Origin of the sequence: Phyllobacterium sp. 22552 (genome assembly GCF_052044585.1) — a bacterium.
GTDB lineage: Bacteria > Pseudomonadota > Alphaproteobacteria > Rhizobiales > Rhizobiaceae > Phyllobacterium > Phyllobacterium ifriqiyense.
The window spans coordinates 43,018-66,164 of sequence record NZ_JBQENG010000010.1 but is presented as its reverse complement, the minus strand read 5'-3'; the positions used below and the strand labels follow the sequence as shown (position 1 = coordinate 66,164).

The following is a 23,147-nucleotide window of genomic DNA, read 5'->3' as shown; positions in this document are numbered from 1 at the left end:
GACAGCTAACGTGTAAAGCTTTGCGCATTACCCGCGTCGACATTGATGATGTTGCCTGTCGATTTGGCCGACGCGTCGGAAGCCAGGAAGTAGATAGCTTCCGCAATATCCTCCGGGAACACGTTCAGCTTCAACATTGAGCGTTTGCGATAATGCTCCTCCAGTTCATCAACCTGCAAATTCGACGAAGCTGCACGTTGCTCGCGCCATTCCCCGTTCCAGATTTTTGAACCTCGCAGAACTGCGTCAGGATTAACGGTATTGACACGAATTCCGGCATCCGCTCCCTCCAGCGCCAGGCAACGTGCAAGATGAATCTCGGCAGCTTTGGCTGCACAATAGGCGCTGGCATTCGGCGATGCGGCAAGACCATTCTTGGAAGCGACAAACACAACATTGCCGCCGATCTTCTGCCGGCGGAACAGACGGAAAGCTTCGCGTGACACGAGAAAATAGCCGGTTGCCAAAATGTCGATATTGCGGGTCCACATGGAGAGTTCAGTGGTTTCAATAGGCGCAGACGACGCGATGCCAGCATTGGAGACGAGAATGTCTATTCCGCCAAATTCAACTGACGCTTCGGCAAAACCGGCAATGACGCCAGCTTCATCGGTAACGTTCAGCTGCACACTGCGCACAGCATCAGCTGTGTAACGGTTGGCGAGGTCCTCACTGGTCGCTTTTAAGGCTTCAGCATCTATATCAGCCAGCACAACGCAAGCGCCCTCCCCGAGCAATCGCTCAGCGGTTGCTCGCCCGATGCCACCGGCCCCGCCGGTGACAAAAGCGACACGGCCAGCCAATGATTTCGGCTTCGGCATACGTTGAAGTTTGGCTTCCTCAAGCAGCCAATATTCAATGTCAAAGGCTTCCTGTTCAGGCAGCCCCTGATATTCCGACACAGATGATGCGCCGCGCATCACATTGATCGCGTTAACATAAAACTCTCCCGCGATACGCGCGGTGGCCTTGTCTTTGGCAAATGAAAGCATGCCAACACCGGGAATGAGGAAAATGACCGGATTTGGATCACGCATCGCAGGTGAGTTGCCATGCTTGCAGTCATTATAGTATCGGGCATAGTCGGCTCGATATGCTTCCAGCGCACTATCCAGGGTGGCGACTATGGCATCCGCATCGGGTTGTGCCGGGTCAAAATCGAGCACAAGCGGCCGGATCTTTGTGCGCAGGAAATGATCGGGGCAACTTGTGCCTAGCGCGGCCAGTGGTTGCAGATCGTGCGAATTGACAAATTCCAGCACGGCAGGCTGATCGTCAAAATGCCCAAGCTTGCGTTCGGCAATACCGATTTTCCCGCGAATTTCAGGCATCAGCTTTGCTGCGATGGCACGGCGTTCTGATGCGCTCAGGCTTTTCGTTGCCGCACCTCCGAAGACATCCTTGCCAGATGTCTGTTGGTCGAACCAACTGATTGCCTTGTTGATGATTTCCAGCGTCAATTCATAGCAATCCTTGGCATCATCTGCCCAGGTGAAAAGCCCGTGACTTTCCAGCACGACACCCTTGGAGTTTGGATGGGCTGCAACATAGGCACCAAGGTCAAGGCCAAGTTGAAACCCGGGGCGGCGCCAAGGCAACCAGCCGATATCGTCACCGAAAATTTGACTTGTCAGTTCACGGGAGTTTTTCGACGCAGCGATGGCGATAATTGCATCGGGGTGCATGTGATCGACGTGCCTGAAAGGCACAAAGCCATGGAGGGGGGTGTCGATCGAGGCGGCACGGCTGTTCAGATTGAAGGTGCAATGGGGCAGGAATCCCACCATGCGATCTTCATCCTCAATCCCTTTATATATCGACTTCAAGGAGTTGAGCTTTTCCATGTAAAGAGTGGCAAAGCCATCAAGCTTTATGGTTCCGACATCGCCACCGGAACCCTTGACCCACAATACTTCCACAGGCTGGCCGGTGAGCGGGTCCGTCTGCGTTACCTTTGCGGAAGTATTGCCGCCACCATAATTGGTTATGCGCTTATCGGCACCAAGCAGGTTGGAACGATAGAGCAACTTGCCCGGCTCATCGAGACCAGCTGCTTTTTGATCATCCCAACGATTATCCAGAAGTTGGATGCTGCCTGCCATGATTGCCTCCCAAAAGTTATGCGGGGCCTATAAAACCCCCTCAGAATTTCGATTAGCTATGCGGCAGACGGCACTTTGATGTCAATCACAAACCATCAATTTCAGTCATAAACTTACATTGTGCAGTGCAATATGAAACTATTTGATTGAAGTTGATTGACACTGAGATTGAATTTGCGCAATAGATTAAAGCAGGAGGAGCCATCCATATGCACGAGCGTGAGCGTCACCGCATCATTCTGAGCGCTGTTCAGGAAAAACCGGTCATCACCATTCAGGACATTGCTGAGCTGACGGAAGCGTCAGAGGCAACGATCCGTCGTGACATTGCCGCGCTGCATGTGCAAGGTAAGCTGCGCAGGGTCCGCGGTGGTGCTGAAGCCGTTCATCCGGCACAATTGGCCCCGCTTGCCGGGCGGCATTTTCACGTTTCTGAATCCGAAAATGCCGACAAAAAACGTGCCATTGCCCGTGAGGCTGTTGCCCTGTGCGAAGAGGGTGATGCCATCATTATAAATGGTGGCACCACGACATTTCAGATGGTGCATTTCCTTGCATCGCGCCGCTTGCAGGTGATGACCAATTCTTTTGCCATCGCCGAGCATCTTGTCAAGAATTCAAAGAGTTCGGTTACCGTTCCCGGCGGTGCGATTTATCGAGAGCAGAGCATTATTCTTTCGCCATTCGATAATGATGTGACCCGCAATTTTTACGGCAAGCGCATGTTCATGGGCTCCCAGGGTGTGGGGCCATTTGGCGTCATGGAATCCGACGCACTGATCATTCAAGGCGAACAGAAGCTCATCAATCAGGCCGACGAACTTGTTCTGCTGGTCGATTCGACAAAGTTTTCGCGCAGATCGAGCCTCATTCTGTGTCCGCTGGGTAGGGTAACGACGATTATCACTGATGACGGCATTTCCGATGCGGATCGGAGAATGGTTGAGGAGGCTGGCGTGCAGCTCATTGTTGCAAAGGTTCAGGACAAGCGACGGGATTCCGCTTCGGTCGCGTAAGCGCTGCAGCGGTCTTAAGGAATACTGTAATCAATCTCTGGGAGGACAGAAAATGAAATTACTAAAGAAAATCGCGTTGGGCTCGGCTCTGGCCGTTGCAATGTTCGCATCCCATGCTCAGGCGGCCGATACGATTAAGATCGGTCTTGTAGCGAAATCTCTCGGCAACGGCTTCTTTGAAGCTGCCAACAAGGGTGCGCAGGAAGCGGCCAAGGAACTGGGCGGTGTCGAAGTCATCTATACGGGGCCAACATCGACGACGGCGGAAGGGCAGATAGAGGTCATCAATTCGTTGATCGCCCAGAACGTCAACGCGATCGCCATCTCGGCCAATGATCCTGATGCGGTTGTTCCAGCCCTCAAAAAAGCAATGGCGCGTGGCATCAAGGTCATCTCGTGGGATTCGGCAGTGGGCAAGGATGGACGTATCGTTCACCTCAACCCATCGTCGAACGAGTTGATCGGCAAGATGTGCCTGCAGCTTGCTGCTGATCACCTCAAGGATGGCAAAGGCGATTTCGCAATTTTGTCCGCCACGACAACCTCGACCAATCAGAACACTTGGATTGAGGAAATGAAGAAGCAACTTCCGAATTTCCCGGGTCTCAATCTGGCAACAACGGTCTATGGTGATGATCTTGCCGACAAAAGCTACCGTGAAGCACAGGGCCTTTTGACCTCGCAGCCCAATGTAAAGGTTATCGTTGCGCCAACGACCGTCGGTGTTCTTGCGGCGTCTCAAGCCGTCGCAGATGCCAAGAAGATCGGTGAAGTCTATGTCACGGGCCTTGGTCTTCCGTCCGAAATGGCCGGCGCGATCAAGTCTGGCGCGACCAAGGAGTTTGCAATCTGGAACCCGATCGACCTTGGCTATTCCGCTACTCAAATCGCCTATCGCCTTGTGAAAGAGGAAACCGACGGTGCACCGGGCAGTGAAATCGAAGCTGGCCGCATGGGCAAGATCAAGATCGGTGACAATGGTGAAGCCGCCATGGCTGACCCGTTCGTCTATGACGCCAAGAATATAGACCAGTTTTCCAAAATATTCTGATCTCGATCAATATTCTCAAGCCCGGCAGGCAATCTGCCGGGCGTTCCTGTTCGGTAAAATCAATGAACCAGACTGCAGCGCTAATGCCAATTCCTGATATGCCGCTCCTGGAGATGCGCGGCATTTCCAAATCGTTTCCTGGCGTAAAGGCTTTGAACGACGTGAATATCGCCCTCTATGCCGGCAAGGTGACGGCATTGATTGGGGAAAATGGCGCCGGAAAGTCCACCCTCGTAAAAATCCTCACCGGTATCTATTCCTGCGACGAGGGAGAAATCCATGTCGACGGTGCGCCGGTCGCATTCGCCAATGCGCAAGATGCGATAGACGTCGGCGTAACAGCTATTCATCAAGAAACGGTCCTTTTCGATGAGCTGTCCGTTGCGGAGAATATCTTTATTGGCCATGCGCCGAAGTCCCGGCTCGGGCTGGTAAACTGGAAGGCTGTCAATGCGCGGGCGCTCGCCCTGCTGCATTCACTGGAAAGCAACATTGATCCGCGCATACGACTCAAGGATTTGTCCATTGCACAGCGTCATCTCGTTGCCATTGCCCGAGCCTTGTCGGTCGATGCGCGTATTGTCATCATGGATGAGCCCACAGCCGCATTGTCGCGCAAGGAGGTGGATGATCTTTTCCAGATTGTCAAAAGGCTGAAGGCGCAAGGCAAAGCCATTCTTTTCATCAGCCATAAATTTGATGAAGTGTATGAGATCGCTGATCACTATGCGGTGTTTCGTGATGGCAAGGCCGTGGGCAGCGGAGAGCTTGCCGGTGTCGAGCAAAATGAAATCGTAAAACTGATGGTGGGACGATCCGTCGAACATGCGTTTCCCAAGGTAGATATTGCCTTGGGAACAACCGTATTCGCCGTTGAGAACTATACGCATCCCACAGAATTTCGCGACATATCGTTCGAGCTGAGAAAAGGTGAGATATTTGGCATCTATGGTCTTGTCGGTGCAGGGCGTTCGGAAATCTGCCAGTCATTTTTCGGTATTACCCAGCCCTCCAGCGGCAAGCTGAAACTGGACGGGAAGGAAATTACCGTTCGTAGCCCCGGCGAAGCGATCAATGCCGGAATTGTATATGTCCCGGAAGAGCGGGGGCGGCATGGGGCGGTGCTGCAATTGCCAATCTATCAAAATGTCTCCCTCCCCTCGCTGGCACGCACATCGCGTTCCGGCTTCCTGAATGCGGCAGCAGAATTTGCTCTTGCGCGCAAATATGCAGAGCGTTTCGATCTGCGTGCTGCAGCGCTTTCCGTGCCGGTGGGAACATTGTCGGGCGGCAATCAGCAGAAGGTCGTCATTGGCAAATGGCTGGCAACGCAACCCAAAATCCTGATTCTTGATGAGCCGACGAAAGGCATTGATATCGGATCAAAAGCTGCAGTTCACGCCTTTATCAGTGAGCTTGCTGGCGAAGGCCTCAGCATCATCATGGTTTCCTCGGAACTGCCGGAAATAATGGGCATGTCAGACAGGGTGCTCGTTATGCGTGAAGGTCTTTCAGCAGGTATCTTTGAGCGTGACAGTTTGAGCCCCGAAACACTGGTTCGTGCGGCAACCGGCAATGCGAGTGTGTAATGATCAAACAAATCTTCAGATACCGCGAAATATTGCTGGTAATTATTATTGCCATTCTGCTTGCGGTCTTTTCAACGCGCGCGCCGGGTTTTGCCAGACCCGGTAACTTATCCAACATATTCAACGACACGTCGATCCTTATCATCCTGGCCTTGGGGCAGATGACAGTAATCCTTACCAAGTCGATTGACCTGTCCGTGGCCGCCAATGTTGCCTTTACCGGCATGGCTGTGGGCATGTTAAATGCATCCTATCCGGATCTGCCCCTGCCCCTGATTGTTCTTGTGGCACTCTCAATCGGCGCGATACTCGGTGCCCTCAACGGGCTTTTTGTGTGGAAGCTCAATATCCCTTCGATTGTTGTTACTCTCGGCACTTTGACCATCTATCGGGGGATGGCTTTTGTGCTTTCCGGCGGCGCGTGGGTTAACGCCCATCAGATGAGCGAACCATTCCTTCAGACGCCGCGCCAATTGTTTCTTGGCCTGCCGGTTCTTGGTTGGATAGCCATTATCATTGTGGCTGTAATGTATCTCGTCATGTCACGCACATTCCTTGGCCGCGCAATCTACGCGTCGGGCGGGAATCCGACTGCCGCAGTTTACGCAGGCATCGACGTTGGGCGCACCCGCTTCTTTGCTTTCGTAATTTCCGGCACGCTCGCGGGTCTATGCGGCTATCTTTGGGTTTCGCGCTACGCGGTCGCGTATGTCGACATCGCTGCAGGCTTCGAGCTCGACAGTGTTGCGGCCTGCGTCATTGGCGGAATTTCAACCCTCGGCGGCATAGGTTCCGTCGCAGGCGCTGTTCTTGGTGCGCTGTTTCTTGGTGTTATCAAGAATGCGCTGCCAGTCATCAACATTTCGCCTTTCTCGCAAATGGCAATTTCAGGCGGGGTAATCATTGCTGCAGTTATCTTCAATGCGCGACAAGAGCGTCGACGCGGGCGGATCATCCTCCGAGATCGCGGTGCATCGGAACAAATCGAGGTAGCAGCATGAGCGCAGTCACGGAAAAACGGCATATTCCTGATCGGTTGGGTACATCTGCCTCGCGTCTTTTTGCAAGCTGGGAAGCGCTGCTTTTATGTGTGGCAGTGCTGATCTTCATTGCCAATAGCCTTGCCTCACCTTACTTCCTCAATGCTTGGAACTTGTCGGACGCCACATTCAATTTCACTGAAAAGGCATTGATAGCCTTTGCTATGGCGCTTTTGATTATAGCCGGCGAAATAGACCTATCCGTGGCTGCGATTATTGCGCTTGCTTCAACTGCCATGGGAACAGCGGCTCAAATGGGGGTGGGTACACCGGGTATCGTTTTGATCGGCATTGGTGTTGGTCTCGGATGCGGCGTAATCAATGGCGTACTCGTTGCCGGTCTGCGCCTGCCTTCAATCGTCGTCACTATCGGCACCATGAGCCTGTTTCGAGGCATCGCCTATATTGTGCTGGGCGACAAGGCTTATGGCGGCTATCCCCCATCCTTTGCGTATTTCGGCCAGGGCTATGTCTTTTGGGTCGTCTCATTCGAATTCGTCTTGTTTGCAGTTTTTGCCTGCCTTTTCGCGATTTTGCTGCATGCCACAAATTTTGGCCGCCGCATCTATGCCATTGGGAACAATGAATTTGCCGCACGTTTTTCCGGCATTCGTGTCGAACGCGTCAAGTTTCTGTTGTTTCTGCTCACTGGCCTGATGTCCGGTATCGCAGCTGTCTGCCTGACGTCCCGCCTAGGTTCCACCCGTCCTTCGATTGCACAAGGGTGGGAACTGGAGGTCGTGACCATGGTTGTTCTTGGCGGAATTTCGATCCTCGGTGGTTCGGGCCGCATTGGCGGTGTCGTTATCGCTGCGTTTGTGATGGGATTGGTAACATTTGGTCTCGGTCTGCTGAATGTGCCGGGTATTGTTATGTCGATCTTCATCGGACTTTTGTTAATCGCAACAATCACGTTGCCGATCATCATCCGTCGATTGAGATATGGCAAAACAGCATGAATCTCACTGAGAAATATGCATTCACCATGACGCTGAATCCGGGCATGGAAGCAGAATATAAGCGCCGCCATACGGAAATATGGCCTGAACTGGTGGCTCTGTTGCACGATGCGGGTGTCAGGGATTATTCGATCCACCTTGATCCGGCTACCCATACGCTTTTTGGAGTTTTAACCCGGCCAGCAGATCATGGGATGCAAAAACTGGCAGAGCATCCCGTTATGAAAAAATGGTGGGCTTACATGGCTGACATCATGGCAACCAATGAGGATAATTCGCCTGTCCAAACTCCGCTCACGAACATGTTTCATCTCCCATGAGCGCAATTCGTCATATTGCAGTTCTGGATATCGGCAAGACGAATGCCAAGGTTGTCGTGGTTGACGCTGGTACCGGCTTGGAAATCGTCGCGAGAAGTACGCCCAATCGTGTTCTGAAGACCGGCCTGTACCCACACTATGATGTCGAGACTCTTTGGGAGTTTTGTCTCGGTGCGTTGTCGGAATTTTCTTCCGATCCCGGGTTTGACGCAATCTCCGTAACGGCGCATGGCGCAGCCGCCGTCTTGCTTGATGGGCAAGGTCTGGCCATGCCGGCTATTGATTATGAATATAGCTATCCCGATGAGGTCTGCGCAGCCTATGCGGCTTTGCGCCCGGATTTTTCAGAAACCGGTTCCCCCTTGCAATCTGGTGGCCTGAATGTTGGAGCGCAAATCCATTATCAGAAAACCCAATTTCCGGCCGAGTTTGCCACGGTCAGGACGATTGTCACCTACGCTCAGTACTGGGTGTGGCGTCTCACCGGAATTGCCAGAAACGAAGTGACATCTCTGGGCTGTCACACCGATTTATGGAATCCGCAAACATGCAGCTATTCCAGTCTTGTCGATAAGCTTGAGCTACGGCCGTTGCTTCCTCCTATAGCCTCGGCATTTGAGAGGATCGGCGGAATTCTGCCTGCAGTGGCTGCCGAAATCGGGAGCAAACAATCAATTCCGGTTTATTGCGGCATTCACGATTCCAACGCTTCATTGCTACCCCATCTGATGAGGCGCAAGTCTGGTTTTTCCGTCATTTCTACAGGTACCTGGGTGGTGTTGTTTGCGGTGGGAGGAACACTTGAACAACTTGACCCGGATCGTGACACGCTGGCCAATGTTGATGTTTACGGCAAAGCTGTACCTTCCGCCCGCTTTATGGGCGGAAGAGAATTCGATCAACTGACGCAAGGTCAAATCGCCGAACCTGACGCTGAAACGCTTGCCCGGATTATCGCCGACCGGACAATGATCCTTCCAAGTATTATACAAGGATCGGGACCCTTCCCCAATCATAAGGCTGTTTGGGTGAATGGTGAGCCGGACGGTGCCTCAGACAGAAATGCAGCAGCTTCTCTCTATGCAGCGCTGATGACGCAGACGAGCCTTCAATTGATCGGCGCGATAGGCCCGACAATTGTCGAGGGTCCATTCTCCCGCAACCAAATATACCTTTCCGCCTTGCGATCCCTCACATCCCGCGAAGTGATTGCCGCTCCGGGTTCAACGGGCACGAGTCTTGGTGCTGCGTTGCTGGCGGGTGCAAAGCTGCCCGTCGAATCTGTTGATGAAACAATCCTGTCGCTCGGTACTGATTTTGATTTCTACGCCAGACATTGGCGAGACAGTACCGTCGATGCCCGGCTCCTTTTGTAGGAATACCGGATAATCTGGACCGCTGACTGTTGAAAAACGGGCTCCGGCACTCCCATCAATTCGACTTCTTGCTATTTATATTACTATATTATAGTAACACATTGAGGTCTGGGAGGATCTTAACAGTTTGACCATTTAGGGAGGAGAAGTTATGGCTTTTACGAAGAGAATTCTGCTTGCCACTACGGTGGCGATTGCCTTTGCCGGGTATGCCAATGCGGCAGATTTGACAGTTGGCTTTTCGCAGATTGGCTCTGAATCCGGCTGGCGCGCCGCTGAAACGTCCGTATCTAAAATCGAGGCGGAAAAGCGCGGTATTAACCTGAAGATCGCCGACGCCCAGCAGAAGCAGGAAAATCAAATCAAGGCGATTCGTGGATTCGTCGCTCAAGGCGTCGATGCAATCTTCATTGCGCCGGTCGTTGCGACGGGCTGGGATACTGTTCTCACAGAAGCCAAGGAAGCCAAAATTCCGGTTATACTTTTGGACCGCACAATCGAAACAGCCAGTGATGATCTGTATTTGACAGCTGTGACGTCAGATACAGTGCACGAAGGCAAGGTTGCGGGCGAATGGCTGGTGAAAACAGTGGCTGGCAAGGATTGTAAAGTCGTCGAATTGCAGGGAACTGTGGGCTCGAGCCCGGCAATCAACCGCAAGAAGGGCTTTGAAGAAGGTATCGCATCTGCATCCAACATCAAGATTACCCGGAGCCAGACAGGCGACTTTACCCGGTCCAAGGGCAAGGAAGTCATGGAAGGCTTTCTGAAAGCCGAAAATGGCGGCAAAGACATTTGCGCACTGTACGCCCACAATGATGACATGGCTGTCGGTGCAATTCAGGCAATCAAAGAAGCAGGCTTGAAGCCAGGCAAGGATATTCTCGTCGTGTCGATTGACGCGGTTCCGGATATTTTCAAGGCCATGTCTGAGGGCGAAGCCAACGCAACGGTTGAACTGACCCCAAATATGGCCGGCCCGGCTTTTGATGCGCTCAAGGCGTTCAAGGATGACGGAAAGGCCCCGCCAAAGTGGATCCAGACGGAATCGAAGCTTTATACGCAGGCGGATGATCCAAAGAAGGTTTACGAGGAGAAAAAGGGTCTGGGATACTGATCAACCCGTCATTGCCAGCTGCCCTATCGGGCGGCTGGCTACTGATTGACAAATACGCTCGCGAGAGGCGCAATGACGGAACATCCCAGTCTTCTGGCCGTAGAAGGCATCTGCAAATCATTCATCGGATTTAAAGCTCTCGACAGCGTCGATTTTGCTGTTCGCCCCGGAGAAATCCATGCACTTCTCGGCGAGAATGGTGCAGGAAAGTCGACGCTTATCAAAGTACTGACAGGCGTGCATCAGCCCGATTCCGGCGTGATAAAGATAGACGGGCAGCCTGTGAGCGTGCGCGACACGCAGCATGCGCAAAATCTGGGCATCGGCACCGTCTATCAGGAAGTGAATCTGCTGCCGGATATGTCTGTAGCCGATAATCTTTTCATTGGTCGCCAGCCAATGCGTTTTGGCTTCGTTAACCGCAAGCTGATGGAAAAAAGTGCCAGGGAGCTGCTGACCCAGTACGATCTCCATCTGGACGTCTCATCGGATTTGTCCCGCTATTCCGTCGCTGTCCAGCAGCTTGTGGCAATTGCCCGCGCTGTCGATATGTCAGGACGGGTTCTCATTCTTGACGAGCCGACAGCCAGTCTCGACCGCCATGAGACCGAAATCCTGTTCGCAATTCTTCGTAAGTTGCGAAGCCGTGGCCTGGGGATTGTCTTCATTACCCATTTTCTCGATCAGGTTTATGAAATCTGCGACCGGGTGACGGTCCTGCGTAATGGCAAACTGGCCGGAAGCGCATTAACAACAGAGCTTCCAAAAATTGAGCTTGTTTCGCTTATGCTCGGGCGAACATTGGCTGTTGCCACACATAATACGCGCCGTGACCGGCCCGCTCCCGAAATCAGACAATTTTCTTTCAAAGGGCTCGGACGCAGTCGCAGCATCGCTCCATTTGATCTGGATATTGGCGAGGGCGAAGTTGTTGGCATGGCGGGACTATTGGGTTCTGGACGCACGGAAACCGCTAAAGTTCTGTTTGGTATTGATGCCGCAGACACAGGGCAGATTCACATTGATGGCGATCCGGTGCTTATCCGGACTCCACAGGACGCAGTGGCCTGTGGCTTTGGCTTATGTCCGGAAGATCGCAAGTCCGACGGTATAATCGGTGATCTTTCCGTGCGGGAGAATATCTGTCTTGCGCTGCAAGCGCATAGGGGCTGGTTCAATCGGCTCTCAACTCAGGAGCAGACTGTACTAGCTGATAAATTCGTCAAGGCTTTCGATATTCGAACGACCGACATCGAAAAGCCGGTGAAATTTCTCTCTGGCGGTAATCAGCAGAAAGTCATTCTTGCACGCTGGCTTGCCACCAATCCACGGCTTCTCATTTTGGACGAACCAACCCGCGGCATTGATGTGGGTGCTCATGCGGAGATTATTGCCTTGATTCATCAATTGTGTGATGACGGCATGGCCTTGCTTGTTATCTCATCGGAAATCGATGAGATCGTTGCCTATAGCAGCCGCGTTGTCGTTTTGCGTGACCGTGCCCATCGCGGTGAAATTTCCGGTGATGATATTGTTCCAGCTAATATCATGCAGATGATTGCTGCTGAACCCGAAAGGGCTTCGGCATGAGCGGTCCGCGTGTCACAGCACTGACGAAGGCCATGCCGCAGCTGCTTACGCTCGTGCTGATATTATTTCTCAACTATCTGGCTTTCCCCGGATTTTTCGACATACGCCTTCAAGACGGGCGGTTGTTCGGTAGCCTGATCGACGTGCTAAACCGGGGAGCGCCGGTGATTATCCTTGCAGTTGGCATGACTGCTGTCATCGCGAGTCGTGGTGTTGACCTTTCCGTTGGTGCAGTGATGGCGGTGTCCGGTGCGATAGCGGCAACGATGACCGTTGCCGGATATCCCCTGCCGATCGTCATTCTTGCCACGCTTGGGGTAGGTTTGTTGTGCGGATTGTGGAACGGTATTCTTGTCGCCTATTTCGACCTGCAACCCATCGTGGCAACGTTGATTTTGATGGTTGCCGGGCGGGGTATCGCGCAGCTGATTACGGAAGGTTCCATCGTCACCTTCAATGAACCTGGCCTGATATTTTTCGGAACCGGATCATTTGCCGGAGTTCCGATGCCTATCCTGATTGCGTTGCTGCTTCTCATCGTGGCGATTGCGGTTGTCCGGCGCACAGCACTTGGGCTGCTGATCGAATCCATTGGTATCAATCGCAGCGCCAGCAATTATGCAGGCCTGAACAGCAAGCTGCTGTTGCTTGTAATTTACGCTTTCTGCGGGTTCTGTGCGGCATTGGCGGGGATCATTATTGCAGCCGATATACGTGGAGCTGACGCCAACAATGCTGGTCTTTGGCTGGAACTGGACGCTATCCTTGCCGTCGTTGTGGGTGGCACGTCGCTCTTCGGGGGTCGGTTCTCCATTCTCATGTCGGCGCTGGGAGCGGTCATCATTCAGGCAATGAACACAGGAATACTGCTGTCCGGTTTTCCGCCAGAATATAATCTCATTTTGAAAGCGCTGGTCATAATCGTGATCTTGCTTGCGCAGTCATTTTCATCGGCTGGCGGCTGGGCATTCGTTAAGGCAGAATTCGGTACCAAAGGGCGGAAGAGCCAGTGAACACACGCCTTTTACCTCTTTATGCAACATTGCTGATCTGTATCATTGCTTATGCTGTCTGCGTCTTTCAGTTCCCCATGATGTTTTCAACGCGGGTCGCTGGAAATTTGCTGACTGACAACGCGTTTCTTGGAATTGCTGCCGTGGGTATGACCTTTGTCATTCTCTCAGGTGGCATCGACCTATCGGTCGGATCGGTGATTGCCTTCACCGGCGTATTGCTTGCGGTGCTGATCACGCATTACGGAATTCATCCCCTCATCGCTTTCGCCATTGCGCTCGTCATTACCACTGCTTTCGGGGCAAGCATGGGTACTGTCATACATTATCTGGAAGTCCCCGCCTTCATTGTTACGCTGGCAGGAATGTTTCTGGCGCGAGGCATGTGCTTTGTCATGACGACGGATTCAATACCGGTCAATCATCAATTCTATACATATCTGCAGGGATTATATTATCTGCTGCCGGGTGGCGGAAGACTGACTTTCATTGGCTGCCTGATGCTGCTGATCTTTGCAGTTGGCATTGTAATGGCCCATTTCAGCAAATTTGGCTCATATATTTATGCCGTCGGAGGAAATCGTACTTCTGCCGAGCTTATGGGAGTGCCCGTTGCCAAAACAACTATCGGCATCTATGCGATGTCGGGCTTTCTGTCAGGGCTCGCGGGTATCGTCTTCTCTCTTTATACTTCGGCCGGATATTCTCTTGCAGCAGTTGGCGTCGAACTTGATACAATTGCGGCCGTTGTTATTGGCGGAACCCTGCTGACCGGTGGCGTTGGCTATGTTGCGGGCACTTTCATCGGCGTAATTATTCAGGGCATTATCCAGACATACATCGTTTTCGATGGAACTTTGTCGAGCTGGTGGACAAAGATCGTTGTGGGAATACTTCTCTTCTCATTCATTGCCTTGCAACGTCTGCTGGTGTTGCTGTCATCGAAAAGAACGGCGACCCTTACCAATCCATAACTGCCGAATAGGTTTTTCGACCCTTTAGCGCCAGCGTTTCGCAGGCCAAGGTCATAACAAATCCTGGATTTTCGCTACAAAGCGGCATAGTCAGTTGCCAATCACGCGTTCTCGTCCTATTCCAGTTATAGAACATTGGAGGAATTATGAATACAAATGTTGCATTGACAGGCTTGGCGCGGGATATGCAGGCGCGCGCTGATACGGGACGCCCAATCCGCATTGGCCTGATCGGCTCCGGGGAGATGGGAACCGACATCGTTACACGCGTAGCGCACATGCCGGGTATCGAAATCGGCGCTATTTCAGAGCTCAATACGCCCAATGCGCTTAAGGCGGTGGATATCGCCTATCGCGAGGAGGGGCATTCGCGTGAAGTATCGAATGCTTCCGCTCTTACACAAGCCATGGAAGCCGGTAAGATTGCTGTCACCAATGATGCGAATCTCATTCTGGAAAACGGACTGATAGATGTCGTCATCGATGCGACAGGCGTGCCGGCGGTTGGAGCCGAGATCGGTCTGCGGGCCATGGAGCACGGCAAACATCTGGTCATGATGAATGTTGAAGCTGACGTCACTATTGGTGCCTATCTCAAAAGCGAGGCTGATCGGCTCGGCGTCACCTATTCCCTTGGTGCGGGTGATGAACCTTCCTCTTGCATGGAGTTGATCGAGTTTGTCTCTGCCATGGGCCACCCGATCGTTGCTGCGGGCAAGGGCAAGAACAATCCTCTCAATATTGATGCCATTCCTGACGATTACGAGGAAGAAGCAGCGCGCCGGCACATGAATGTCCGCATGCTCGTCGAGTTTGTGGACGGTTCCAAGACCATGGTGGAAATGGCGGCAATTGCAAATGCCACAGGGCTTGTCCCGGACAAGCCAGGCATGCACGGTCCTGCCGCAACTCTTGATCAGCTTTCCAAGGTACTGGTACCGGAAAAAGATGGTGGTGTACTGTCGAGAGTTGGCGTCGTTGACTATTCCATTGGCAAGGGAGTGGCTCCCGGCGTGTTCGTTATTGCCGATATGTCGCATCCTCGCATATCAGAGCGGATGGAAGATCTGAAAATGGGCAAAGGTCCCTATTTCACATTTCATCGTCCCTATCATCTCACCTCTCTTGAAGTGCCGCTAACATGCGCGCGCGTCGTTCTGTACGGTAAGGCGGATATGGTTCCTTTGGCCACGCCGGTTGCAGAAGTGTGCGCTGTTGCCAAAAAAGATATGAAACCGGGCGACAAGCTCGATGCTATCGGGGAATATTGCTATCGGGCTTGGATCATGACTGCGCCTGAAGCGCGGTCAGCTGGTGCAATTCCTTGCGGACTTTTGCAAGGCGGCTTGGTTACGGCCCCGATAAAAAAAGGCGAGCTCATCACCCATGCCAACGCCGCCACAGCTCCGGGATCCAAAATTGTCGAGCTTCGCGCACGGCAAGACAAGTTGGTCTACGGTTGATTGATCAAACTATATTTCGTTGTCGTAACGAACGAAAATTGTGAATATTTAACAGCAAGTTAGACAGAGCTCACGCTTCTGCCTAACTTGCGTTCCGTGTGTATAAAGCTGGTTCTAGCCTTGCAAAAAGCCTGTCAAGTACCAATATTAATAATTGGTTAACGACTGAGTCTTTGATGCAGGAGTGCTCCGTGCCAGCTTATCAAATAAAGTTTGCCTATCTGACGAAGTATAAGCAGTCGCGCCATCTGTTTCACCAGCTGGTGATTGCAGACGATGAAGCAAGTGCGCTGGCGCAAGGACGGCAGCTCATGAGTAAACGTTCACCCCAGGCTAGAATCATCCACGAATCCTGCACACTTCGTCCCGATAGCTCCGAAGTCGAAAGCGCAACAGCCCATGGGTGGACGCTTAACGACAATTGGTGGTCCCGCCCGATTAAACCGGATGACGATCTTGCAGCGATTGCAAAACATGGCTTTACCCATAGCAATCATATTCACGCCAAATCGGCGATGGACTGTGTTGCCATAGATAAATATGCCGCGTGATCATAGATCGGTCCGAACAGCCCAAAGCTCCGGGAACAAAACGACGTCGAGCATTTTTCTCAAGTAGTTGACACCTGAAGTCCCGCCTGTCCCGGTTTTAAAGCCGATAATGCGCTCGACAGTCGTGACGTGGTTAAACCGCCAGCGCCTGAAATAATCCTCAAAATCCACCAGTTTTTCGGCAAGCTCATAAAGCGACCAATGTGCTTCCGGATCGCTATAAATAACCAGCCAGGCGGCACGGACGCTTTCATTGGCCTCATAGGCCTGCGAACAATCGCGTGTCAAAATAGACTGATCAATGGGAAACCCTTGCCGGGCTAAAAGACGGATCGACTGGTCATAAATGCTTGGTGCCTGCAAAATCCTTTCAAGCCATGCGTGAATATCGGCTTTATGTGCATGCGGGCGCATCATCGCCGCGTTCTTATTGCCCGCCAAAAATTCAATTGCACGATACTGAAATGACTGAAAGCCGGAAGACATGCCAAGCGCCTTGCGAAATGTCGTATACTCGCTGGGCGTCATGGTTCTCAGCACGTCCCATGCGGAATTCAACTGGTCAAGAATGCGCGAAACCCGAGCAAGCATTTTGAACGAGGGTGCAAGATCATCTTTGGCAATGTGATCGCACACGGATGTCAATTCGTGAATGACCAGCCGCATCCAGATTTCGGAAGCTTGATGTTGCACGATGAAAAGCATTTCGTCATGCGCATCGGAAAGCGGGGCTTGCGCAGTCAAAATTGTATCCAGCCGCAGATAATCGCCGTAAGACATCCGTCCGTCGAAGGACATCTGTGCGCCCTCGCCGGAGGGATCGTAAGGTGTGCGCGTCATGTGACCGCCCCGAGTACACGATATTCGTGTGCATCCCAGCTGCGTGTTACCAGGACTTCCTTGAGTATAGAAACGGCGTTTTCGACATCAGCAAAACTCAGATAAAGAGGCGTAAATCCAAAGCGGATAATGTCGGGTGCCCGGAAATCGCCAATCACACCCCGGGCGATCAGCGCCTGCATGATGGCGTAGCCATTTTCGCATGAATAAGAAACCTGGCTCCCCCGCTTATCGGCGTCTCTCGGCGTGACCAGCTTTAGGTGATATTCCGCTGCAAAGTCTTCAACGCCTTCGATGAAGCTGTCGCACAGCGCCGTCGACTTCATCCGCAAAGCTTCCATGTCGACATCATTCCAAACTGACAAAGCTTCATCCAGAGCGATCATGCCCAGAACTTGCGGGGTACCGCAGAGATATTGTTCGATGTTTCTGGACGGAGCATAGACAGTTTCGAAGTTAAAAGGCGCACGATGGCCAAACCAACCCGATAGTGGCTGGTTGAATTCTCCCTGATGAGCCGGATTGACATATAGAAAAGCCGGAGCGCCGGGACCCCCATTCAAATATTTATAGCCGCAACCTATAGCGAAATCGGCATTTGCGCTGGTTAGATCCACGGGCATTGCGCCCGCTGAGTGAGCCAGATCCCACACAACAAGGACACCTTTGTCGTGGGCGGCCTGCGTTATTGCCGCCATATCGTGACGGTAGCCGGTACGATAATTGACATGGGTAAGCATGAGAACGGCTACATCATCGTCAAGCGCGTCAGCAATGTCGGCCGGTTTGTCAACCAGCACAAGCCTGTGGCCTTTTCCTATCTGCTTTGCCACGCCTTCTGCTACGTAAAGATCTGTTGGAAAGTTTTCTCTTTCCGAAACAATCTTGCTGCGTCCGGCATTGAGCCCGAGAGCGGCTGACAGCACCTTGAAAAGGTTGATCGATGTGCTGTCGGCGGCAACGACGGTTCCTGCAGGCGCGCCGATCAAGCCGGCAATTTTATTTCCCACGCGTTGAGGCAGATGGACCCAGTCGGCAGTGTTCCAGCTTCGAATGAGTTGTTCGCCCCATTCTTCACTTATGGTTTTTGCAACCCGCTGCCTCACGGTTTTCGGCAGCGCGCCCAATGAATTACCATCAAGGTAAATTACATTATCGGGCAGCTCGAATCTGTCGCGAAAGGACCTTAGTGGATCAGATTGGTCGGCTAAAATGGCTTTGGTGCTCGTCATGGGTTTCATTGTTCCATCAGGCCGCTGTGTCGACAGAAGGTATGCCACCAGCGCGGGCCAGTTTCAAAAATGCCTCTTTGGCGAGGCGGACGTGATCAATCAGCAAGGCCTCGGCCTTCAATTTGTCTCGTGCGAGTGCTGCTTCGAGCAGGGCTGTATGCGCTTCGATGCCAAGCGCTTCACGGGATAAGACAGCATTCCCGGCTGCTCCTTCCGCAGCACGGTTCAGGTGATCTATGCGCAGGATTATATGTCGCCTATATCGCTGCAGCTGCGCCGTGGTCTGCTGGGCAAAGCTCATCAGCCATTTTGAGGATGTTCCCGCTATCAGCGCCAGATGGAATTCGGCATGAGCGATATCCCATGCATCTATTGCCTCTGATTGTGAAAAAGAATTGGGTGTGATGCAAGTGGCAAGGCGGTAATGCGCGCTGACCAAATTAGCCTCCCAGTTGCGGTCACCTTCGTCGATGGAACGCGCAAGCAATTCAGTTTCAATCACGGACCGGGCGGTCTCAAGATCTTCCAGTTCTTCGAGCGTCATAGTGGCTACACGAAAACCTTTGTTGGCTTCGGTCGTGACGAAGTTTTCAGCATGAAGGCGATTGAGTGCTTCACGTATGGGAGTAGCGCTGGTGCCAAGCTCGTGCGCCATCGTTCGCAACCGCAATGATTGTCCAGGCCGCAACTCTCCATTGAGGATGCGGGATCGAAGCACGGTATAGAGGCCATCAGATTTGACGCTATCGGCCATTTGGTCCCTTTGTCACGTCACGTTGGTGCTTAATTCCATATTGTATATCATTTCACGTTTGTTATACTATTTTCAAGCTTTACAGAGCGGAACATATAAAAAGGGAGAATCGGATGGTTTTGGCACACAAATTGGCCCGTCTAACAATAGGTACGGCGCTCGGACTTGCTTTGGGTTTGAGTGCCGCGGCCGCAGAAACCCGCATTGGCATTGCGCAGTTTGGCAAACATCCCCAGTTGGATGAGACGGTTACTGCTTTCAAGGCGGAGATGACCAAGCTCGGTGTTACTGATGCCGTCTATGATGAGCTCCAGGTTAACTTTGATGCCACGCTGATCCCGCAAATGGTAACCAAGCTGGCCTCCAACAGTCCGAAGCTTATTTTGGCTGTCACGACACCCGTTGCACAAGGCGCGCGGCAGATCGTCGGAAATACCAATACGCCAGTTGTTTTTGCTGCCGTTACGGATCCGGTTGCAGCCAAGCTGACACCATCCTGGGAGGCTGGCGATAAGGCGATGACCGGAGCCTCCGATCTGCAGGATGTTGCCTCCGTAATTACCTTCATCAAGAAGCTGCTGCCAGATGCAAAGCGCATCGCATATCTTTACAATCCCGGCGAAGACAATGACGTTGCTGTACTCAAATTGATGCAGGAAGTCACCAAGGCGCAGGGTCTGGAACTCGTTGAAGTCGGCCTCGACAACACGAACGACATTCCAATTCGTGTCGGTTCACTGGCAGGAAAAGCCGACGTGATTTACGTGCCGGGCTCCAATCTTGTACAACCAGCCGTTCCGGCTGTTGCGGCGGCGGCCTTGAGCATCAACATTCCCGTTGTCAATGCCTCTGCGCAAGCGGTACGCGATGGGCTTGTGGCAGCGGCTTTCGAAGTTTCCTACACCAAAGTTGGTCAGAACGCGGCAAAACTTGCCTCTGAAATTCTGGCCGGAAAATCGACGGAAAGCCTGGCGCCCATCAAACCGGCTTATGAAGACCATGCTGCAGCCATAAATGAAGCCGTTCTGGCAAAAACCGGACAAAAAGTGCCGGATAGCCTCAAAGATTGCGGTTGTTTCGTCAAATAAGCCTTCTCTTACAAGCCATAAGCATATAGTTCCCGCCTGTAGCGCGGGAACTATCATATTATAGCGGCTCAGCTTAAGGGGCTCACATGACCGACATGCTCTCCGTCAAGGGCGGCACCAAAATCTTCTATCGCGGCACGCAGGATGAACGACGTGCTCTCGATGGATTGGATGTAACACTTAAATCCGGTGATTTTTGCATCGTGATTGGTAGTAATGGTGCTGGAAAGTCTAGCTTTCTCAACGCTGTTTCCGGTAAACTGCCGCTGGATTCCGGCAAAATATTCATTGACGGTCAAGACGTCACAAAGCTAAGCGCCCATCGCCGTGCCCAGTTCATTGCCAGAGTCTTTCAAGATCCGATGATAGGCACTGCTCCGACCATGACAATCGGCGAAAACATGCTGCTTGCCGAACTGCGGGGAAAACAGCGCAGCTTTGCCTATGGGCTGACAACATCCCGCCGCGCTCGATATAGCGAGCAATTGGCTGAACTCAATCTTGGATTGGAAAACCGCCTCGATATGCAAGTCGGGCTGCTATCCGGTGGGCAGCGTCAGTCACTTTCGCTGGTCATGGCCGTTTCAACACATCCAAAACTGCTGCTCCTGGATGAACACACTGCTGCCCTTGATCCCCGCACTGCCAAACTTGTCATGGACACGACAGTGCGCGCCGTCGATGAGCTCAAGCTCACGACAATGATGGTCACGCATAATATGGAACATGCCATCAATTACGGTAACCGGATTATCATGATGGATGCTGGCAAGGTTCTTGTAGATATTGGGCCCGAAGAGAAGCGCGGCATCACAGTGATGGACCTTATTGACCGGTTCCATACAAAATCTGACGCGATCGCGTTGCAGGGGGCCTAAGATGCTGGATGTTTTTAACAGTTTCTACGGGCTCATCCCGGTCACAATTGCGCAAAGCCTCATTGTTTCCTTTGTTGTTCTTGGCGTTATGTTGCCATTCCGCATCCTGAATTTCCCGGATCTGACATCTGAAGGTGCGTTTCCGCTCGGCGGCTGTGTTTGCGGAACCCTGATAGCGGCCGGGGTAAATCCTTTTCTCGCCGTTTTTATTGCTCTGCTTTGCGGATTTGCGGCGGGTTGCACAACGGCGTTTATCCACCTCCGGTTCAAGATCAACACGCTCCTTGCCGGTATATTGGTGATGACGATGCTCTACAGCATCAATTTGCGTATTATGGGCCGCACAAATATTCCGCTTTTTACCTATGACACGACCTTTACTTTATTGGCCGGACCGGCTGCCAATTTCGCATGGGTGAAAATTGCGATCGTAGGGGTACTGGTCGCGCTTGTTGTTGCCGCGATGTTGTACTTCTTCATGTCGGAGAAAGGCACATCAATGCGTGCGGTCGGGGCGAGCCCGGATATGGCTGAAGCGCAAGGCATCAATGTCAGCACTGCGACGATCATTGGGGTTGGTGTCGCCAGTGCGCTTTCTGCCACAGGTGGAAGCATCATGGTTCAAACTCAAGGGTTTGCCGACGTCAATATGGGTTTTGGCATTCTTATCAATGGACTTGCTGCTCTTATTATCGGTGAAGCGATTACCGGTCGTCAGACGATCTTGCGGCAAATCCTTGCCCCCATTGTCGGGTCGTTGGTCTATTACCAGTTGATCTCATTCTGCTTGACGCTGGGACTTGCTCCAGCAGACCTTAAATTTGCCACTGGTGCCTTTGTGCTCCTGATGCTGGCTCTGCCGAATCTGCGCAAGTCCGGCGGAGGAAACCAGATGCGTGAGAAAATAAGGGAATAATCACAATCGGGAGATAATCATGACGAATGCTATCGATTGGGATGATGCCTATTCCAACTTCGCCTATATTCCGGACGGAGCCAGTTATCCGCAAAAATGGCGTACAGAGGCAGCCCAGTTCCGGTCGGAAATGGATGATAAAGGTCTGCTGAAGGCAGATATCGCCTATGGCCCAGATACGCGAAACCGGCTCGACCTTTTCATGCCTTGGGGCGATCTAAAGGGCCTTATGATATTTGTCCATGGGGGCTATTGGAAAGAAGATTTCGACAAAAGCGTGTGGTCACATTTGGCAAGGGGTGCGCATGCTCATGGATTTGCTGTTGCCGTTCCATCATATGTGCTCTGCCCGCATGTTCGCATCAGCGATATTACGGTTCAGATCGGTCTTGCTATCACCAAAGCCGCAGGAGAAGTTGTAGGTCCGATTCATTTGACCGGGCATTCAGCAGGTGGCCATCTCGTGGCACGCATGGTTACAGTCACATCGCCATTGTCGCAAACGATCCGTCAGCGCATTCGCAAGACCGTTCCGATATCTGCTATCACGGATCTTCGGCCTTTAATGAAAACAAAAATGAACGAGACGCTTCATCTTGATGCCATAGAAGCGAGGTTGGAGAGCCCGGCTTTGCTCGAACCGCAAGAAGGGATCGACCTTACTGCCTGGGTTGGTGCCGATGAGCGTCCGGAGTTTATCAGGCAGAATGCATTGCTTGCCAATATATGGGCTGGCTTTGATTGCAGTATTACGGCTGTTGAAGAGCCGACAAAGCACCACGCCAATATTATCGAAGGCCTGACGAAGGCGGATCATCCGCTGACGCGTACATTGCTGGGACTGTAGCAAAAAGGCTGCCAGGATTGGGATATCACCCTGGCAGCCTTTTTACCGATTTGTTGTTATCGAAGTGTCAGGCGCTAAGGCGCTTTGAATCCTCAATGATCATTGCATTGCTCGGCAAACCGAGTGCATGAGCAATACGTTCTAGCTTGCTCGGGTCCGAATTTTGACCGCTTTCAATAGTCTCGATTTCGAGAGATGTCAGACCGCATGACACGGCCAGATCTTCAATTGAATATCCGAATTGTTCGCGAAATGCCCTGACAATATTAATACCATTGGCTAAAGCTGTTGTAATCGATTCTGGCAATGAATAGTTATCGATGGTTTTGTTCATCGCTTTGCTCCTAACGTGAATGGTTTGGTTAACAAATCGGAAGGCAGAACTTATACGTCCGTCGGTTTGGATCAACCCTTTTATGCCTGTTCACATA

22 protein-coding genes are annotated in these 23,147 nt (G+C 52.2%); 17 read left to right on the top strand and 5 right to left on the bottom strand.

Annotated features, from left to right (window positions below):
* Positions 1-5 precede the first annotated feature (5 nt).
* Complete coding sequence (locus ACTJI9_RS20815; protein WP_307277805.1) at positions 6-2,102, bottom strand: bifunctional rhamnulose-1-phosphate aldolase/short-chain dehydrogenase; 2,097 nt, start codon at positions 2,100-2,102, stop codon at positions 6-8.
* Between the two features lie 209 nt (positions 2,103-2,311).
* On the opposite strand from ACTJI9_RS20815, the gene ACTJI9_RS20810 reads away from it, so the two are divergent.
* The 13 genes from ACTJI9_RS20810 to ACTJI9_RS20750 all read left to right on the top strand — a co-directional run bounded on the left by ACTJI9_RS20810 (position 2,312) and on the right by ACTJI9_RS20750 (position 16,161).
* The gene (locus ACTJI9_RS20810; RefSeq protein WP_307277807.1) at positions 2,312-3,118 is read left to right on the top strand and encodes a DeoR/GlpR family DNA-binding transcription regulator; all 807 of its coding nucleotides are present in this window, start codon (positions 2,312-2,314) and stop codon (positions 3,116-3,118) included.
* A gap of 52 nt (positions 3,119-3,170) precedes the next feature.
* Positions 3,171-4,169 carry a rhamnose ABC transporter substrate-binding protein gene (gene rhaS, locus ACTJI9_RS20805; RefSeq protein WP_115054011.1) on the top strand — a complete coding sequence of 333 codons (999 nt, stop codon included), beginning with the start codon at positions 3,171-3,173 and terminating at the stop codon, positions 4,167-4,169.
* A 62-nt stretch (positions 4,170-4,231) separates the two neighbouring features.
* Positions 4,232-5,758: a sugar ABC transporter ATP-binding protein gene (locus ACTJI9_RS20800; protein WP_307277810.1), complete on the top strand. Its 1,527-nt coding sequence runs from the start codon at positions 4,232-4,234 to the stop codon at positions 5,756-5,758.
* Positions 5,758-6,759, top strand: coding sequence for an ABC transporter permease (locus ACTJI9_RS20795; protein WP_440810645.1), 1,002 nt, complete (start codon positions 5,758-5,760; stop codon positions 6,757-6,759). The genes ACTJI9_RS20800 and ACTJI9_RS20795 overlap by 1 nt, the downstream gene beginning before the upstream one ends.
* Positions 6,756-7,757: an ABC transporter permease gene (locus ACTJI9_RS20790; RefSeq protein WP_307277813.1), complete on the top strand. Its 1,002-nt coding sequence runs from the start codon at positions 6,756-6,758 to the stop codon at positions 7,755-7,757. Before ACTJI9_RS20795 ends, ACTJI9_RS20790 begins: the two co-directional genes overlap by 4 nt.
* Positions 7,754-8,077, top strand: a complete 324-nt coding sequence (rhaM, locus tag ACTJI9_RS20785) for an L-rhamnose mutarotase (RefSeq protein WP_336441257.1) — start codon at positions 7,754-7,756, stop codon at positions 8,075-8,077. The genes ACTJI9_RS20790 and rhaM overlap by 4 nt, the downstream gene beginning before the upstream one ends.
* The gene (locus ACTJI9_RS20780; protein WP_337352849.1) at positions 8,074-9,453 is read left to right on the top strand and encodes an FGGY-family carbohydrate kinase; all 1,380 of its coding nucleotides are present in this window, start codon (positions 8,074-8,076) and stop codon (positions 9,451-9,453) included. Before rhaM ends, ACTJI9_RS20780 begins: the two co-directional genes overlap by 4 nt.
* A 151-nt stretch (positions 9,454-9,604) precedes the next feature.
* Positions 9,605-10,570 (top strand): galactofuranose ABC transporter, galactofuranose-binding protein YtfQ, encoded by a 966-nt coding sequence (gene ytfQ / locus ACTJI9_RS20775; protein WP_115054006.1) that lies wholly within the window; start codon positions 9,605-9,607, stop codon positions 10,568-10,570.
* Between the two features lie 72 nt (positions 10,571-10,642).
* Positions 10,643-12,160, top strand: coding sequence for a sugar ABC transporter ATP-binding protein (locus ACTJI9_RS20770; protein WP_440810643.1), 1,518 nt, complete (start codon positions 10,643-10,645; stop codon positions 12,158-12,160).
* The gene (locus ACTJI9_RS20765) at positions 12,157-13,173 is read left to right on the top strand and encodes an ABC transporter permease subunit (RefSeq protein WP_115054004.1); all 1,017 of its coding nucleotides are present in this window, start codon (positions 12,157-12,159) and stop codon (positions 13,171-13,173) included. The genes ACTJI9_RS20770 and ACTJI9_RS20765 overlap by 4 nt, the downstream gene beginning before the upstream one ends.
* A complete protein-coding gene (gene yjfF, locus ACTJI9_RS20760; protein ID WP_440810640.1) occupies positions 13,170-14,147 on the top strand; it encodes a galactofuranose ABC transporter, permease protein YjfF in 978 nt (325 codons plus the stop codon). The genes ACTJI9_RS20765 and yjfF overlap by 4 nt, the downstream gene beginning before the upstream one ends.
* 146 nt (positions 14,148-14,293) lie before the next feature.
* Positions 14,294-15,610: an NAD(P)H-dependent oxidoreductase gene (locus ACTJI9_RS20755; RefSeq protein WP_307277829.1), complete on the top strand. Its 1,317-nt coding sequence runs from the start codon at positions 14,294-14,296 to the stop codon at positions 15,608-15,610.
* A gap of 191 nt (positions 15,611-15,801) precedes the next feature.
* Positions 15,802-16,161: a hypothetical protein gene (locus tag ACTJI9_RS20750; RefSeq protein WP_162802565.1), complete on the top strand. Its 360-nt coding sequence runs from the start codon at positions 15,802-15,804 to the stop codon at positions 16,159-16,161.
* Here ACTJI9_RS20750 and kynA read toward each other — a convergent pair whose 3' ends face one another.
* The 3 genes from kynA to ACTJI9_RS20735 are packed head-to-tail and all read right to left on the bottom strand — an operon-like array spanning position 16,162 to position 18,987.
* On the bottom strand, positions 16,162-17,001 hold the full coding sequence (kynA, locus tag ACTJI9_RS20745) for a tryptophan 2,3-dioxygenase (protein ID WP_336441253.1): 840 nt from the start codon (positions 16,999-17,001) through the stop codon (positions 16,162-16,164). It lies immediately after the preceding gene.
* The gene (gene kynU, locus ACTJI9_RS20740; protein WP_440810637.1) at positions 16,998-18,233 is read right to left on the bottom strand and encodes a kynureninase; all 1,236 of its coding nucleotides are present in this window, start codon (positions 18,231-18,233) and stop codon (positions 16,998-17,000) included. The genes kynA and kynU overlap by 4 nt, the downstream gene beginning before the upstream one ends.
* A gap of 16 nt (positions 18,234-18,249) precedes the next feature.
* Positions 18,250-18,987 carry a GntR family transcriptional regulator gene (locus ACTJI9_RS20735; protein WP_336441252.1) on the bottom strand — a complete coding sequence of 246 codons (738 nt, stop codon included), beginning with the start codon at positions 18,985-18,987 and terminating at the stop codon, positions 18,250-18,252.
* Between the two features lie 113 nt (positions 18,988-19,100).
* On the opposite strand from ACTJI9_RS20735, the gene ACTJI9_RS20730 reads away from it, so the two are divergent.
* The 4 genes from ACTJI9_RS20730 (at position 19,101) to ACTJI9_RS20715 (ending at position 22,716) form a co-directional block, all read left to right on the top strand.
* On the top strand, positions 19,101-20,075 hold the full coding sequence (locus ACTJI9_RS20730; RefSeq protein WP_440810635.1) for an ABC transporter substrate-binding protein: 975 nt from the start codon (positions 19,101-19,103) through the stop codon (positions 20,073-20,075).
* Between the two features lie 95 nt (positions 20,076-20,170).
* On the top strand, positions 20,171-20,953 hold the full coding sequence (locus tag ACTJI9_RS20725; protein ID WP_307278977.1) for an ABC transporter ATP-binding protein: 783 nt from the start codon (positions 20,171-20,173) through the stop codon (positions 20,951-20,953).
* A gap of 1 nt (position 20,954) precedes the next feature.
* On the top strand, positions 20,955-21,869 hold the full coding sequence (locus tag ACTJI9_RS20720; protein ID WP_440810633.1) for an ABC transporter permease: 915 nt from the start codon (positions 20,955-20,957) through the stop codon (positions 21,867-21,869).
* Between the two features lie 19 nt (positions 21,870-21,888).
* Positions 21,889-22,716 carry an alpha/beta hydrolase gene (locus tag ACTJI9_RS20715; RefSeq protein WP_440810631.1) on the top strand — a complete coding sequence of 276 codons (828 nt, stop codon included), beginning with the start codon at positions 21,889-21,891 and terminating at the stop codon, positions 22,714-22,716.
* A 67-nt stretch (positions 22,717-22,783) separates the two neighbouring features.
* Here ACTJI9_RS20715 and ACTJI9_RS20710 read toward each other — a convergent pair whose 3' ends face one another.
* The gene (locus ACTJI9_RS20710) at positions 22,784-23,050 is read right to left on the bottom strand and encodes a helix-turn-helix domain-containing protein (protein ID WP_115053994.1); all 267 of its coding nucleotides are present in this window, start codon (positions 23,048-23,050) and stop codon (positions 22,784-22,786) included.
* Positions 23,051-23,147 lie beyond the last annotated feature (97 nt).